Here is a 14,580-nt window from a genome sequence, read left to right as displayed (position 1 = left end):
TGACATGACCGGGATCACGGTCGATATTGCCACATGACGACGACGTCACAATCACGCGCCGACCTGCTGGGCCGGCCGCCGGCGTCGTCCCTCCGCCGACGATCTGGAGCGCCAACGCATGCTGACCGGCCAGGAGTACAAGGAGTCCCTCAAGGACGGCCGGAAGGTCTACTTCCAGGGCAGGCTCGTCGAGGACATGGAGGCCGAGCCCGGCCTCGCCGTCCCGTTGCAGTCCGTGGCCGACGGCTACGACAAGTACTACTCGTCCGCCCCCGACGCCCGGAACCCCGTGGTCACCGCCCCGCGCAGCGTGCAGGAGCTGCGGGACCGGATCCCCGAGCTCATGGAGCTCGACCTGGTCCTCAACGTGACCTACCAGTCCCTGATGACCGTCCTGGTCGCCGCCGGCCGGCTGGCGGGCGCCGCCCCGCAGTACATCCCGCGCATCGAGGCCTACGTGGAGAAGGCCCTCCGGGACGACATCCGGATCACCGAGTGCATCACCGACGCCAAGGGCAACCGCAGCCTGCACCCGGGCAAGCAGGAGGACCCCGACGCGTACGTGCGGGTCGTGTCCCGCAGCGCCGACGGCGTGGTCATCCGCGGCGCCAAGCTGCACATCAGCGGCGCCGCGCTCGGCCACGACCTGATGGTCATGCCGACCAAGACGATGCGGCCCGGCGAGGAGGACTACGCGATCGCCTGCGCGGTCCCGGTCAACTCCCCAGGCGTGCACATCACCAACACCACCTACCACCCGCTGCACGGCGACCCGCGGGACTTCCCGGTGTCGGCCCACGAGTCCATGCCGGACTCGATGTGCATCTTCGACGACGTGTTCGTCCCGAACGAGCGGGTCTTCCTCGACGGCGAGACCGAGCACGCCGCGGTGTTCGCGCACTCCCTGGGCCTGTGGGAGCGCCTCGGCGGCATCTCGTTCATGGTGCAGCAGGCGGACGAGCTCGTCGGGCTCGCGCACCTCATCGCCGAGGCCAACGGCACGGCGAAGGTCTCCCACGTCCGGGAGAAGATCGACGAGATGATGATCCACGCGACGCTGCTGCGGGCCGGGCTCGAGGCCGCGATCGCGAACGCGCACAGCACGCCCGAGGGCTACTTCTACCCGGACGACATGTTCACCAACGTCACGAAGTACCAGGGCGCCTCGCAGTTCGGCGTGATGGTGCGCCACCTGCACGACATCGCGGGCGGGGCCGTGGTCACCGCGCCGTCGATGGCCGACTTCGAGAACCCGACGCTGCACCCCTTCCTCGAGAAGTACATGAGCACGGGCGGCGGCATCTCCGGCGAGTACCGCTCCAAGCTGTTCCACGCGATCCGGGACACCACCGCGGACGCGTACGGCGGGTGGCACCTGGTCACCAACATCCAGTCCGGCGGCGGGCTCTACGCCCAGCGCCTGGTCACCCGCAAGAACTACGACCTGGACCGGGCCCGCGCGCTCGGGCTGAAGGCCGCCGGCCTGTCCAGCTGATCGGGGCCGGCCCGCTCCGGTTCCCCGACGGAAGCAGGCCCGGCGGGAGGCGCCCCCGACGACGTGGACGCCCCCGCCGGGCCGTTCCACCCTGCCCGCGCACTCCCCCGATGAACCCAGCGTGTCCCGCCGAAAGGGATGGATCTCGATGAAGAGAACGCTCGCCGCGGTCGCCTCCGCCGCGGCCCTGGCCCTCGCGCTCGCCGGATGCAGTTCCGGCGACAGCTCCTCCGACGCCTCGGGCGGCCTCAGCGGCCAGCCGGTGACGATCGGGGTGCAGGCCCCCATGGAGGGCGCGACCGCATATCCGCAGACCGGCTACGGCGCCCAGGCCGCCGAGCGGTACATCAACGAGAAGCTGGGCGGCATCAACGGCCGCCCGGTGAAGATCCAGCTGTGCGCCGGCGACGGCAGCCCCGAGACCGCCGTCAACTGCGCCAACCAGTTCGTGCAGTCGAACGTCGCCGCCGTGTTCGACGCCTACGACGCGTCGATCGGCGCGGCCGTGCCGGTCCTCACCTCGGCCAAGATCCCGATCATCGGCGAGCTCGGCGGCCAGGCCACGGCGGACGCGCTGCCCTGGGGCCAGGCCTTCTACTTCACCGGGCCGCTCGAGACGAGCGCCCTGGGCATGGTCACGATCCTCGACAAGATCGGCAAGAAGAACGCTTCGCTGGCCGTCACGGACTCGCCCGCGTCCCACGGCTACGTCGACAAGCTCGTCATGCCGGCGGCCAGGAACCTCGGGATGAACGTGTCGCCGCTCTACGCGCCCGGCAGCAACATGAACTTCGCCGTGCTGGCGGCCACCGAGCTGTCCAGCAACCCCGACGTCGCCGGCATCATCGCGATGACCGAGGACGGCTGCACCGGCCTGTTCAAGGCGCTGCGCCAGCAGGGCTACCAGGGCTCGCTGTTCGCCGGCTCCTGCTCGCAGTTCATCGCCGACATGAAGCAGCAGGCCGCGGGCGCGATCATCCAACCCCGCGTCTGGGTTCCCGCGTCCAAGCCGAACGCGCCGGCCGAGGTGCAGAAGCAGCTCGACGACTTCGCCGCCGCCATGGAGGAGATCGACCGCGGCGACCAGCAGTCCGCCCGCTCGCTCTACTCCTTCGCGGGCATGGTCAACCTGGCCACCGTGCTGAAGGGCATCCAGGGGGACATCACGCCGGAGTCGATCACCGACGCGATGAAGAAGGTCAAGGACATGCCGACCTTCGCCGGCCCGCCCGTGACCTGCGACGGGCAGCAGTGGGCCAACCGGCCGTCGTCCTGCAGCCACCAGGCGATCTTCTTCGAGGTCCAGCCGGACAGCTCGCTCAAGCCGGTGGACCCGAACGGCTTCATCGACCTCGACCCGTCGAAGATGAGCGCCGCCTAGGCGGACCACCACCGGCCCCGGGGTGGGCGGTCGCCGTCGTGCCCGCCCGCCCCGGCCGGCAGACCAAGGAAGGAAGGCTGTGGGGACATTCCTGCAGTTCGTGGTCCTGGGCCTGGGCCTCGGCTCCATCTACATCGGCCTCGGCACCGGCCTGCTGCTCGTGCACCGGGCCACCGGCATCATCAACTTCGCCCAGGGCGCCATGGCCATGTGGGGCGCCTACGTCTTCGCCCAGCTGCGCGTGGACGGCACGCTCGTGTTCCCGATCGGCTCGATCGAGTTCGCCCGGCGCCCGCCGATCGAGGTCGCGGCACTGATCGGGATCCTCACCGCGTTCGTACTCGGCCTCGTCGTGCACTACCTGGTGTTCCGGCCCGTGCGGCACGCCCCGGTGCTGGCCCAGGTCGTCGTGTCGGTCGCGGTGATGATCACGATCCAGGCGCTCGTCGTGCTCCGCTTCGGGCCCAACAACATCGACGTCGCCTCGATCCTGCCCGAAGGCTCGATCAGCGTCCTGGGCACCGACCTCCCGACCCGGGAGATCATCATGGCCGCGATCATGGTGGTGCTCGCCGCCGCGGTCTGGGCGTACCTGCGCTTCACCCGCGCCGGCGTCGCCACCCGCGCGGCCTCGGAGAACGAGCGCGCCGCGGTGCTGATGGGCTTCTCCCCGGACCGGCTCGCCGCCGTCGCCCAGGTCGTCGCGGTCGTGCTCGGCACGATCTCGGTCATGCTGGGCAGCTCGCTGACCGGCCTCAACCCGGACAACTACACCCTGCTCGTCGTGCCGGCCCTGGCCGTGCTGCTGGTGGCGCGCATGGAGTCGATCGCGGTCGTGGTCGTCGCCGCGCTCCTGCTCGGCGCCTTCCAGTCGGTCATCGGTCTGCTGGTCACCAAGAGCTGGTGGCCGGTGTGGGCGCAGTCCGGGCTCGACCAGGTCATCCCGTTCGCGGTCGTCATGGTCATCCTCTTCGTGCAGGGCAAGCGGCTGCCGTCGCGCGGCTCGCTGCAGACCATCCGGCTCCCGGACGTCTCGATCCCGAAGCTCAAGCCGGTCCCCGCCGTGATCCTGCTGGTCCTGGGCGTGGCCGCGCTGTCGTTCACCCAGGGCACCTGGCGGTTCGGCGTCACCACGTCGATCATCGTGATGCTGCTGGCGCTGTCCTACGTGGTGCTCACCGGGTACCTCGGCCAGATCTCGCTCGCCCAGGGTGCCTTCGCGGGCGCCGCAGGGTTCGCGCTGTCGAAGATGACGAGCGCGTGGGGAGTCCCGTTCCCGCTGTCGCTGATCCTGTCCGCGCTGGTCGCGACGGCGCTCGGCATGCTGGTCGCGCTGCCGGCGTTCCGGATCCGCGGCGCCCAGCTCGCGATCATCACGATCGCGGCGGCGCTGGCCATCGAACGCTTCGTGTTCAACAACTACACGTTGAGCCCGCCCGAGGGGAACCCGATCGCGGACGCCACGCTTTTCGGCCTCAACCTGGGCGTGCGCGAGGGCCGTGACCTGGCCCGGATCTCGTTCTCGGTGATGGTGCTCGTGATCGCCGCGATCCTCGTCTGGGTGTTCATCCGGGTGGCCTCCGGCGACACCGGCCGCACCTTCCTCGCGGTCCGCGCCAACGAGCGCGCCGCGGCCTCCAGCGGCATCGACGTCCGGAAGACCAAGCTGATCGGCTTCGCGATCTCGGCGTTCATCGCGGGCATCGCCGGCTGTCTGATCGGCTTCAGCCGCGGCCAGCTCTCCGCGGAGTCGTTCACGGTGTTCGCCGGCCTGCAGGTGCTCGCCGTGGCCTACCTCGGCGGCATCACCAGCGTCGGCGGCGCGATCGTGGCCGGCGTCCTCGGCCCGCTCGGCATCGTCTACACGCTGCTGCGTGGCGTGTTCGACCTCGGCGAGTACTACGCGCTGATCTCCGGCCTCGGCCTCATCATCACCGCCATCCTCAACCCGGTCGGTATCGCGGGCGCCACCCGCGAGCAGGTCGCCTGGGTGAGACGGAGACTCTCGCGGTCGGGCCCGCCACCCTCCACCGTCCCCGACGCGCCGGCGCCGAAGGAGCCCTCCCGTGTCTGACAAGGGCTTGCACACCAAGGGCCTGACGGTCCGCTACGGCGGACTGGTCGCCAACGACTCGGTGACCATCGACGTGGACCCGGGCACGGTCGTCGGGCTGATCGGGCCCAACGGCGCGGGCAAGACCACGTTCGTCGACGCCGTCACCGGCTTCACCGCCAGCGCGGGCGAGATCCTGCTGGACGGCACCCGGATCGACGCGCTGCCGCCGCACGAGCGGCGCACGGCGGGGCTGTCCCGGACCTGGCAGTCCGGCGAGCTCTTCGGCAACCTCTCGGTCGCCGAGAACCTGCTGGTCGCGGCCCGGGCCGGCGGCTGGCGCACGCTGGTGCGGGACATCTTCGTCCCGCGCCGCAAGGTGAGCGACGACGTCGTCTCCCGGGCTCTGGAGGTCGTCGGGCTCGCAGACGTGGCCGACACCCTGGCCCGCGACCTCACCCTCGGCCAGCAGAAGCTCGTCGGCGTGGCCCGCGCGCTGGCGGGCGGCGCCGAGGTCCTGCTGCTGGACGAGCCGGCCGCCGGCCTGGACTCGATGGAGAGCCGGGCCTTCGCGGCACGGGTCCGGTCGATCGCCGACTCCGGCCCGGGCATCCTGCTGATCGACCACGACATGTCCCTGGTCCTGGGCGTCTGTGACGTCGTCACGGTGCTGGAGTTCGGGAAGCAGATCTTCACCGGCACCCCCGCCGAGGCCCGGACCGACCCGACGGTGGTGGCGGCCTACCTGGGCGCCCCGGTGGAGGCGAGCCATGCCTGAGACCCCCGAACCGCTCCTCGAGACCGTCGACCTCGCCGCGGGGTACAACGGCGTGCCGGCGATCCGCGGACTGTCGATGTCCGTCGGCCCGGGCGAGGTCGTCGCGCTGCTGGGGCCCAACGGCGCCGGCAAGACGACGTCGCTGCTCGCCATGGTCGGGCTCGTCCCGCTGCTGGGCGGCGAGGTCCGGGTGCTCGGCGCACCGCTGGGCCGGCGCCGCCCGCACCAGGTCGCCCGGTCCGGCGTGCTCCTCGTGCCCGACGACCGCGGCATCTTCTACGGCCTCACCGTGCGCGAGCACCTGCGGCTCGCCGCCCGCAGGGCCGATCCGGAGCGCGAGAGGCAGGTCCTCGACCGCTTCCCGGTGCTGCGCAACCTGGACTCGCGGCGCGCCGGGCTGATGTCCGGCGGCGAGCAGCAGATGCTGGCGATCGCCAAGGCGCTGCTGGCCGGGCCGAAGGTGCTCATCATCGACGAGATGAGCCTCGGGCTCGCGCCGAAGATCGTGCAGGAGATGCTGCCGGCGATCCGGGACCTCGCGAAGGAGGACGGCATCGGGCTCGTGCTGGTCGAGCAGCACATCGAGCTGGCGCTGTCGATCGCCGACCGGGGCGTGATCCTCAACCATGGCCGCGTCGTCCTCACGGGGGCGGCGGGCGACCTGCTCCGCGACCGGCACCTCGTCGAGGCGGCCTACTTCGGCGCGGAGCAGTTCGCCGACACGGAGGGCACGCTCGCCGGATGACGACGACGCTCGACCCGACCACGACGGCGTCGGCCGACGGGGTGGAGATCGCCTACCGGCGCCGTCCCGGGCCCGGCACCGTGCCGCTGGTGCTGGTCCACGGCACGTCCGCGCACGCGGGCTGGTGGGAGCACCTCCTGCCGGCGCTGCCGGACCGGTTCGCCGTGGTGAGCATGGACCTCGCCGGGCACGGCGACTCCGGGCGCCGCGCGGTGTACGAGCTGGACACCTGGTCCGCGGACGTCCTGGCCGTCGTGCGGCAGGCGTTCGACGGGCCGGCGGTGCTGGTCGGGCACAGCGTCGGCGGGCTCGTGGTGGCCGGGGCGGCGGTGCTCGACCCGGCCGCCGTCGCGGCCACGGTGCTCGTCGACTCGATCGTGGTCGACGGCAACCCGGCCCAGGCCCCGGAGTGGCGGCCGCCGCGCGCGTCACGGATCTTCGCCGATCTCGACGAGGTGGCCGCGCGGTTCCGGCTCACCCCGCCGCAGCCGGAGGCCGATCCGGGCGTGCTGCGCGCCATCGCCGAGGGATCGGTGCGCGCGGTGCTCGGCGGCTACACGTGGAAGGTCGACCCGTTGATCTTCGGCGCGGTCGGGAAGCCGGGCATGTGCACGCGCCTGCCCGCCCTGCCCGGTCCGGTCGCGGTCGTCCGCGGGGAGCTGTCGGTGCTGGTCCCGCCCTCGGCCGGGGCGGACCTGGCCGCACTGATCGGGCGCCCGGTACCCCAGTTCGACGTCCCCAGCGCCCACCACCACCTGATGATCGACCATCCCGTCGAGCTGGCGGCGGCGCTGCGCGAGGCGCTCGCCGTCGTCTCGCCGCCCCCGAGGAGCTGAGTGCCCTGACCGCCTTCGCCGCCGTCCCCGACCTGCTCGCCGTCGCCCCCGGCACCGAGCTGGGCCACAGCTCGTGGCGCGTGGTCGAGCAGCCGCGCATCGACACCTTCGCCGACGCGACCGACGACCACCAGTGGATCCACGTCGACGAGGCGCGGGCGGCCGACGGGCCGTACGGCACCACGATCGCGCACGGCATGCTGACGTTGTCGCTGGTCCCGACCATGATCGGGGAGGTCGCGACCGTCCGCTCCGCGACCTTCGGCCTCAACTACGGCTTCGACAAGGTCCGCTTCACCGCACCGGTGCCCGCGGGCTCCCGGGTCCGCGCCGCCGTCGGCGTCGTCGCCGCCGACCCGGTCCCCGGCGGCGCGAAGGTGACCTTCCGTGCCGTCGTCGAGCTGGAGGGGTCGGAGCGCCCCGCCTGCGTCGCCGACATGATCATCGTCTGGATGGAGTAGCTCGCGGCCGTGCCGCACGTGCGCGGTGGGTGGCGCTGAGGAACCACGGGCCGCGCACAGTGCTGTCCGGGGCCTGGGCGTCAGGGGCGTCAGGCGGCGTGGCTGCTCGGTTCGGGGTGGCCGTGTTCGGAATTCCGCTCCTCCTCCGGGCCGGGCACCGGGATGCGGGCGAGGTGGGTCTCGCGGGCGACCGCCACGGTCGGGCGCACGGCGAAGAGGATCGACCCGACGAGGAAGAGCCAGTCGGCCTGCAGCGTGAGGGCGTCGGAGAAGAAGCACACGCTCCCGATCACGAACGCGACGGCCGCCGCGAACTCCACCAGTGTGTAGACCTTCTGGTAGCGGCCGTAGACCGCGCGGTGCCGCGGGCTCGCGGACGGGCGGCGCGGGTCGAAGATCCGGCTGCGGGCGGCGGTCCTCACCGGTGGGTCCTCCTCGGTCGTCCGGGGCCGCGGGGTGCCGGCCCGTCCCGGGAGGGCTACCTCGGTGGTTGCAGCACGAACCTTTCAGTCGTCCTTCGGGAAGGGCTCGCCGCACCGCCAGCACCGGCCCGGCGGGGCCGACGGCTCGTCGGTGGGCATCGCCCCGCAGGTCGGGCACAGCTCGTGCAGCCAGCAGACCGGGTCGCCGCCCGGCTCGTCGTCCCGGTCGAAGCTCCGTTCCTCCGTCACGCCTCCACTGTGACGCGGTCCACCTCCTAGGCTGGGAATTGAGCCGATACGGCTCAGGTTTACTGAGCCATACGATGCGAACCCCGCCAGCGACCAGCTTCGAGGAGAGCGCCATGAGCACCCTGATCCCGCGCCGCGACCCCTTCTTCGCCGAGTTCGACGCCCTCGTCCGCCGCGCCTTCGGCCCGTCCCCCGTGCGCTTCGCGCGCCCGGAGACCGGGTTCACCCCGGCCGCCGACGTGACCCGGGACGGCGACGACGCCCTGGTCTCCCTGGAGGTCCCGGGCCTCGACCCCGCCGCCGACGTGCACGTGGACGTCGAGGAGGGCCGGCTCGTCGTGCACGGTGAGCGCCGTGACGAGCGGAACGAGGAGACCGGCGGCCGCCGGTTCCGCGAGGTCCGCTACGGCTCCTTCCGCCGCAGCTTCGCCCTGCCGCAGCACGTCACCGCCGACGCGGTGAGCGCCTCCTACGAGGCGGGCGTGCTGAAGGTCCGCGTGGCGGGCGTCTACGCCGAGCCGCGGAAGCCGGGCGTGACCAGCATCCCGGTGCAGGTCCCGGCCGCCGCGCTGCCGGTGCAGGAGACCGAGACGTCCGAGGAGATCTCCCAGAAGGGCTCCGAGAAGGGCTCCGAGAAGGGCTCCGACAAGGGCTCCGACAAGGGCTCCGAGCAGGAGTGAGCGCGGCCGGCCGGGTTGGCCCGGCCGACGAGTGAGGACGGCACCCCGTCCGACGGGCGGGGTGCCGTCGCCGTTCTCGAGGCGCGCAGGACGACTCGGGTCGCGCTCCATCCCGGCCCAGCGGCTTCCATGATCACGAGTCCTGGAGCACGCCGGTCGGAGACCGGCCGGCTGCCTCCACCGTTGGTGATCACAGCCCCTCCCCCGACCGCGTTGCGTGATCACCAATCGTGGAGCACGACAGTCGGAAATCGACCACCTCCCTCCAGGATTGGTGATCACGGGCCGATATCACCCGGCACCGGCCGACAAGGCCATCAAGCGGGGAACGCGACGCTCGAGAATCGCCCGGCCGTGTCCGACACCAGTGATCACGGCCTCTCACTCCCGGACCGCGGTGCATGATCACTGAGCGGGGAGCGCGACGGTCGGAAAACGACTCGCTCCGTCCAGCCCTGCTGATCATGGCTCTCAGCGCGGCCATGGCAAGCCCATGATCGTCGATTCTGGAGCGCGACGGTCGGAAATCGACCTCTCCGTCCAGCACCGCTGATCACGGCTCTCGCCCCCACCACGGCACGCCCCATGATCACCAACTCAGGAGCGCGACGGTCGGAAATCGACCCTCTCCGTCCAGCACCGCCGATCACGGCTCTCGCCACCACCACGGCACGCCCCACGATCACCAACTCAGGAGCGCAACGGTCGGAAATCGACCCTCTCCGTCCAGCACCGCCGATCACGGCTCTCACCACCACCACGGCACACGCCCCATGATCACCACCCCATGATCACCAACTCAGGAGCGCGACGGTCGGAAATCGACCCTCTCCGTCCAGCACCGCTGATCACGGCTCTCACCACCACCACGGCACGCCCGATGATCACCAGTTGTGGAGCGCGAAGCTCAGAGAGAACCGACTGGGTCCAGTCATGGTGATCACGCCGGCTGGGCACGTCCCTCCCGACCATGACCACCACCTCCGGAGCGACACGGTCGGAAATCGCCCGTCACCGTCCAGCACCAGTGATCACGCCTCCGACCACGGCCGAGAGCCCGATCCATGAGCATCGATCCTGGAGCGCGACGGTCGGACAACTACCCGTCCACGACCGCTGATCACGGTCAGGGTCGGGTCCCACCGGAGCCCCTACTCCCCCACCCCGTCCAGGCCGGCCAGGCCGGTGGCCGCGGCGTGTTCGAGGTGTTCGATGCAGAGCCGCTCGGCGGCGGGGACGTCCCGCGCGGTGATCGCGTCGACCAGTGCGCGCATCTCGGCGGCCATCTGCGCCGCGCGGCCGGGCTGCGACATGGACGTGGCGCGCAGCAGGCGGACCCGGGCCTGCACCCCGCCCAGGATCCGCTCGATGGTCGGGCTGTCCGCCCCGGCGAGCAGCTCGGTGTAGAAGCGGTCCTTGTCGCGCAACAGCCGGTGCATGTCCGCGCCGTCCTCGACGTCCTGTTCCAGGGCGGTGACCGTGGCGCGGAGCCGGTCGTGGTGCGCCGCGTTCGCCCGCTCGATGAACCGGCGCACCGTGAGCGCCTCCAGCGAGGCCCGCACCGCGTAGAGGTCCCGCGCCTCGTCGGCCGAGGGCCGGTAGACCATCGCCCCCTTCTGCGGCACCGTGACCACGAGCCCCTCGGCGGCCAGCTCGCGCAGCGCCTCCCGGATGGTCGCGCGGGACACGCCCGTCTGCTCGATGAGCTCGCGTTCCACGAGCCGCTGCCCGGGCCGGAGCTCGAACTCGAGGATCGCGGTGCGCAGCCCGTCGATCACCTGCTCGCGCAGGGGCGCGGCGATCCGGCCGACCCGGATGCCGCGGAAGGTGCCCGTCTCCTCACCTGCCGTCACCAGGCGCACAGTAGTCGGCCCCGGGCCGCCGGGCGGGCGCCACGGCGCAGCGCCCCGCCACCCGACCGGCGGTCCGGACGACACTCACCCGTTCTCCTGCTCGGCGACGACCGAGGCGAGGATCGGCGCCGCGGTCGTCGCCGCGTGGATGCCGATCACGCTGACGATCGACAGCACCTCCATGAGCTCGTCCTGCGTGGCACCGAGCCGCACGGCGTTGCGCAGGTGCAGCTTGAGGCCGGGGACGTAGAGGTGGGTGGCCGAGGCGTCGAAGGCGATGTAGATCATCTCCTTGACCTTCGGCTCCAGCGTGCCCGTCTTCCACGGCACGGAGGAGAACTCCACGTACGCCTCGAACAGGTCCGGTGCGAGCTCGAGGATCCCCTCCCAGAACTCGTGCCAGTAGCCGCGGTTGGCCGTGAACTCCGCCTTCAGCTTCTCCCGGCGCTCGTCCAGCGGGGTCGGCTGCGTGCGGACCCCCTCCTCCTCGAGTACCTCGAGCAGCAGTGGCACCCCGATGTTGCAGGCGTGGATCCCGAGCGTGCTGGTCAGCTCCAGCACCTCCATGATCTCGGCGGGGGTGGCGCCGTGCCGGAGCGCGGCCGCGACGTGCTGGCGGATGCCGGGCTCGTAGAGGTGGGTCGCCGCGGCGTCGGCGGCGAGCTGGACGAGCTCCTTGACCTTGGGTGCCAGGTGCGACGCCCGGGTCCACGGCACGGCCGAGAAGTGCAGGTAGGCCTCGAGGAACGCCGGGTCGAGCTCGAGGATCCGCTGCCACGGCTCGCCCCAGGTGCCGCCGACGCGCACGAACTCGTCCTTGAGGCGCTGCTGCTCCGCCGTGAGCGTCTCGGTCGCGGTCACTGGTCCTCCTCCGGCCGCTCCCGCAGCCATCGTTCGATCTCGGTGTGGTCGGCCCCGGGTCCGAGCGTGTCGACGGCGCGGCTCCAGAGCGCGAGGGTGCGCTCGGCGTGTCCGCGGGGCGCGTCGACGGCCTCGGCCAGCCCCAGCGCGATCCGCAGGTCCTTGACCATCAGCCCCGCGGTGAAGCCGGAGGCGTAGGTGCCCGGGACGATGTGCTCGGGCCACTTGGTCTCGGTGGACCCGCTGCGGCCGCTGGAGCCGTTGATCGCATCGAGCATGGCTGTGGGGTCGAGCCCGAAGCGCTCCCCCGCGAGGATCGCCTCGGAGGTCGCGAGCAGGTGCGACGCCGAGAGCAGGTTGTTGAGCGCCTTGAGCGCGTGCCCCGCGCCCGTCCCGCCGACGTGACGCACCCGGCCCATCAGGGACAGCAGCGGGGTGAGCCGGTCGGCGGCGTCGGCGGGGCCGCCGACCATGATCGTCAACGTGCCGGCCTCGGCGCCCGCCACTCCCCCGGACACCGGGGCGTCGACGAGCGTTGCGCCCCGCTCGGCGACCCGCTCCGCCAACGCCCGCGTCCGCAGCGGCTCCGACGTGCTCATGTCCACCAGCAGCGTGCCCGGCGCGAGGACGGCGAGCAGGCCGCAGTCGGCGACCTTCTCCACCACCCCGGAGTCCGGCAGCATCAGGATCACGACGGGGGCGCCCTCGGCCGCGGCGGCGGCGCTCGGCAGCGGGACGACGACGTCGGCGAGCCCCTCGGCCACCCCGGGCGCGGCGTCGTGCCCGTGCACCGTCACTCCCCCGGCCGCGAGCCGCCGCACCATCGGCGTGCCCATCCGGCCCAGGCCGACGAAGCCCACGGGGTCGAGCACGTCATCCATGACCGTTCCCCGCGACGTCGACGGACTCGGCGGCGATCTCGCGCAGCACCCGCTCGGCCACCCGGAAGGACTCCAGCGCGGCGGGCGCCCCGCAGTACCCCGCGGTCTGCAGCAGCGCCTCCTGGATCTCGGTCTCGGTGCAGCCGTTGGTCACCGCACCCCGGACGTGCACGGCGAGCTCGTGGCTGCGGTTGAGCGCCGTGAGCATGACCAGGTTGAGGAGGCTGCGGGTGCGCCGGTCGAGGCCCGGCCGGCTCCACAGCTCGCCCCAGACGTTCTGCGTGACGTACTCCTGGACCGGCCGCGAGAAGTCGCTCACGCCCTCCAGCGAGCGGTCCACGTGCGCGTCGCCGAGCACCTCGCGGCGGATGCCGAGGCCCCGCTCGTACCGGTCGTCGGTCATCGGGCCACCTCCTGCCCCACGAGGTAGTCCGCCTCGGTGACCTCCTCGAGCCGGCTCGTCGGCCCGACGGAGAACGCGAGGTGCGTCGGCACCGTCTCCGCGGTCCCGCCGTGCCGGTGCTGCTCGCCCGGGGGCACCCACACGAGGTCGCCGGCCCGGACGACCCCCTGCCGCTCGCCGCGCGGGCAGACCCAGCCCGTCCCGGCGGCGAGGTCGAGCAGCCGGCCCCGGGTGGGGTGGTGCCGGTACGTGCGCGTGCCCGTCGTGATGGTCGCCGGGTTCACCGTGTCGTGCTCGGCGGTGGTCGGCGGCACCGGATCACCCCAGACCGTGCCGGTGAAGGTCTCCGTCCGGTTCCGGGTCGGTGTGGTGTCAGGGGCACGGCCCCGAACGATCTGCACTGGTCATCCTTCCTGGTCGTGCACTCGGACCCCGCCGGCGACGTCGCCGAGCGCGTCGACGACCCGGTCGTCGGTCAGGTCGCCGTCGCCGGCGATCGGGCCCGTGGCGTTCGGGGTGGGGACGCCGAGCCGGCCCTCGGCCGGGTCCGCCACCGGCTCCACCCCCTCCCCCCGCGCGACCCGGACGACCAGGTCGGCGAGCGGCGGGCCCAGCCCCGGCACGCGGTCCGGGAACCGCTCCGGCACGGCGGCATCGTGTCCGGCGAGCAGCACCCGACCGGGGTCCTCGGTCATCTCACGCAGCAGGTCAAAGCCGCGGTACATGTCGGCGAGGTCGGCGACCACGAAGAACGGCCGGTCCCGTTCGAGCTCCTCGTAGAGGTGCAGCGCGTCCGCCGCCAGCACCACGGCACCGCCGGCCGTGGCGACCTGCGCGACCAGCTGCCCGGGCGTGTGCCCGCCGACCGTCACCAGCTCGAAGCCGGGCGCGAGATCGAGCGTGTCCTCGACCAGCCGGACCCGCCCGTCGGCGGCGGCCTCGGCGAGCAGGCCGAGCTCGTCGGGCTCGGTGGAGTGGGCGAACTGCAGCCGGCCCGCGTACGGGCCGGTCCAGAAGTCCAGCTCGCGGCGGGCGAGCACGATCTCGGCCGCCGGGAAGCGGTCGAGGTTGCCGATGTGGTCGTAGTGGGCGTGGGTGACCACGAGCTGCTCGACGGCCGCGGGCTCGATGCCCAGGCCGCGCAGCGCCGCCACCGGGTCCACCAGCATCGTGCGCCGCCTGCGGGCCCCGGGCCCGGCGCCGAAGCCGCAGTCGACCACGACCGTCCGCTCGCCGTCGCGGACGACCCAGAAGAAGTAGTCCATCGGCAGCGCGGCGTCCGGCTCGCCGTAGACGTGGTGGTTGAGGAAGACCTCCGACCGCCGCGTGCTTCGGGTGCCGTAGCGCACGGCGAGGACCTCGTAGGCCATCAGGCCGCCCTGGTGAAGTCGACGTCCTTCGTCTCCGGGCCCGCCGCCGCGCCCACCGCCCCGAGGACCCCGCCGATCCCAGCAGCAGGGCCGCGGCGACGGCCGCCGGGAC

The 14,580-nt window shown here is 72.3% G+C and carries 16 protein-coding genes; 8 read left to right on the top strand and 8 right to left on the bottom strand.

Translation table 11 applies throughout. From position 1 onward, the window contains the following. Window positions 1-118: 118 nt before the first annotated feature. The 7 genes from LWC35_RS07705 (at window position 119) to LWC35_RS07675 (ending at window position 7,749) form a co-directional block, all read left to right on the top strand. Window positions 119-1,495 carry a 4-hydroxyphenylacetate 3-hydroxylase N-terminal domain-containing protein gene (locus LWC35_RS07705; protein ID WP_232869214.1) on the top strand — a complete coding sequence of 459 codons (1,377 nt, stop codon included), beginning with the start codon at window positions 119-121 and terminating at the stop codon, window positions 1,493-1,495. Window positions 1,496-1,643: 148 nt separating this feature from the next. Next, the gene (locus LWC35_RS07700; protein ID WP_232869213.1) at window positions 1,644-2,876 is read left to right on the top strand and encodes an ABC transporter substrate-binding protein; all 1,233 of its coding nucleotides are present in this window, start codon (window positions 1,644-1,646) and stop codon (window positions 2,874-2,876) included. Window positions 2,877-2,955: 79 nt separating this feature from the next. After that, window positions 2,956-4,950, top strand: a complete 1,995-nt coding sequence (locus tag LWC35_RS07695; RefSeq protein ID WP_232869211.1) for an ABC transporter permease — start codon at window positions 2,956-2,958, stop codon at window positions 4,948-4,950. Then, window positions 4,943-5,707, top strand: a complete 765-nt coding sequence (locus LWC35_RS07690) for an ABC transporter ATP-binding protein (protein ID WP_232869210.1) — start codon at window positions 4,943-4,945, stop codon at window positions 5,705-5,707. Before LWC35_RS07695 ends, LWC35_RS07690 begins: the two co-directional genes overlap by 8 nt. Next, window positions 5,700-6,452 carry an ABC transporter ATP-binding protein gene (locus LWC35_RS07685; protein WP_232869209.1) on the top strand — a complete coding sequence of 251 codons (753 nt, stop codon included), beginning with the start codon at window positions 5,700-5,702 and terminating at the stop codon, window positions 6,450-6,452. Before LWC35_RS07690 ends, LWC35_RS07685 begins: the two co-directional genes overlap by 8 nt. Next, window positions 6,449-7,288: an alpha/beta fold hydrolase gene (locus LWC35_RS07680; protein ID WP_232869207.1), complete on the top strand. Its 840-nt coding sequence runs from the start codon at window positions 6,449-6,451 to the stop codon at window positions 7,286-7,288. The genes LWC35_RS07685 and LWC35_RS07680 overlap by 4 nt, the downstream gene beginning before the upstream one ends. Then, window positions 7,285-7,749, top strand: a complete 465-nt coding sequence (locus tag LWC35_RS07675; RefSeq protein WP_308194483.1) for a MaoC family dehydratase — start codon at window positions 7,285-7,287, stop codon at window positions 7,747-7,749. The genes LWC35_RS07680 and LWC35_RS07675 overlap by 4 nt, the downstream gene beginning before the upstream one ends. Window positions 7,750-7,838: 89 nt before the next feature. Here LWC35_RS07675 and LWC35_RS07670 read toward each other — a convergent pair whose 3' ends face one another. Together LWC35_RS07670 and LWC35_RS07665 are read right to left on the bottom strand one after the other, a co-directional pair. Beyond that, window positions 7,839-8,171 carry a YrhK family protein gene (locus tag LWC35_RS07670; RefSeq protein ID WP_232869206.1) on the bottom strand — a complete coding sequence of 111 codons (333 nt, stop codon included), beginning with the start codon at window positions 8,169-8,171 and terminating at the stop codon, window positions 7,839-7,841. A gap of 84 nt (window positions 8,172-8,255) precedes the next feature. Further along, window positions 8,256-8,420: a hypothetical protein gene (locus LWC35_RS07665; RefSeq protein ID WP_232869205.1), complete on the bottom strand. Its 165-nt coding sequence runs from the start codon at window positions 8,418-8,420 to the stop codon at window positions 8,256-8,258. A 113-nt stretch (window positions 8,421-8,533) separates the two neighbouring features. On the opposite strand from LWC35_RS07665, the gene LWC35_RS07660 reads away from it, so the two are divergent. Beyond that, window positions 8,534-9,100 (top strand): Hsp20/alpha crystallin family protein, encoded by a 567-nt coding sequence (locus LWC35_RS07660; RefSeq protein ID WP_232869204.1) that lies wholly within the window; start codon window positions 8,534-8,536, stop codon window positions 9,098-9,100. A 1,151-nt stretch (window positions 9,101-10,251) separates the two neighbouring features. On the opposite strand, the gene LWC35_RS07655 is transcribed toward LWC35_RS07660, so the two are convergent. The 6 genes from LWC35_RS07655 to LWC35_RS07630 all read right to left on the bottom strand — a co-directional run bounded on the left by LWC35_RS07655 (window position 10,252) and on the right by LWC35_RS07630 (window position 14,468). After that, window positions 10,252-10,953 carry a GntR family transcriptional regulator gene (locus tag LWC35_RS07655; protein WP_232869203.1) on the bottom strand — a complete coding sequence of 234 codons (702 nt, stop codon included), beginning with the start codon at window positions 10,951-10,953 and terminating at the stop codon, window positions 10,252-10,254. An 84-nt stretch (window positions 10,954-11,037) separates the two neighbouring features. Beyond that, entirely contained in the window at window positions 11,038-11,814 is a 777-nt protein-coding gene (locus tag LWC35_RS07650; protein ID WP_232869201.1) for a carboxymuconolactone decarboxylase family protein, read from the bottom strand. Beyond that, window positions 11,811-12,695, bottom strand: a complete 885-nt coding sequence (locus LWC35_RS07645; protein ID WP_232869200.1) for an NAD(P)-dependent oxidoreductase — start codon at window positions 12,693-12,695, stop codon at window positions 11,811-11,813. The genes LWC35_RS07650 and LWC35_RS07645 overlap by 4 nt, the downstream gene beginning before the upstream one ends. Then, window positions 12,688-13,098 (bottom strand): carboxymuconolactone decarboxylase family protein, encoded by a 411-nt coding sequence (locus LWC35_RS07640; RefSeq protein ID WP_232869198.1) that lies wholly within the window; start codon window positions 13,096-13,098, stop codon window positions 12,688-12,690. Before LWC35_RS07640 ends, LWC35_RS07645 begins: the two co-directional genes overlap by 8 nt. Further along, window positions 13,095-13,499: a cupin domain-containing protein gene (locus LWC35_RS07635; RefSeq protein WP_232869193.1), complete on the bottom strand. Its 405-nt coding sequence runs from the start codon at window positions 13,497-13,499 to the stop codon at window positions 13,095-13,097. Before LWC35_RS07635 ends, LWC35_RS07640 begins: the two co-directional genes overlap by 4 nt. Before the next feature lie 3 nt (window positions 13,500-13,502). Continuing rightward, entirely contained in the window at window positions 13,503-14,468 is a 966-nt protein-coding gene (locus tag LWC35_RS07630) for an N-acyl homoserine lactonase family protein (protein WP_232869192.1), read from the bottom strand. Window positions 14,469-14,580: the final 112 nt, after the last annotated feature.

Source organism: Pseudonocardia kujensis (assembly GCF_021283305.1).
Classification (GTDB): domain Bacteria; phylum Actinomycetota; class Actinomycetes; order Mycobacteriales; family Pseudonocardiaceae; genus Pseudonocardia; species Pseudonocardia kujensis.
This window is presented reverse-complemented; position numbering and strand designations above follow the sequence as displayed.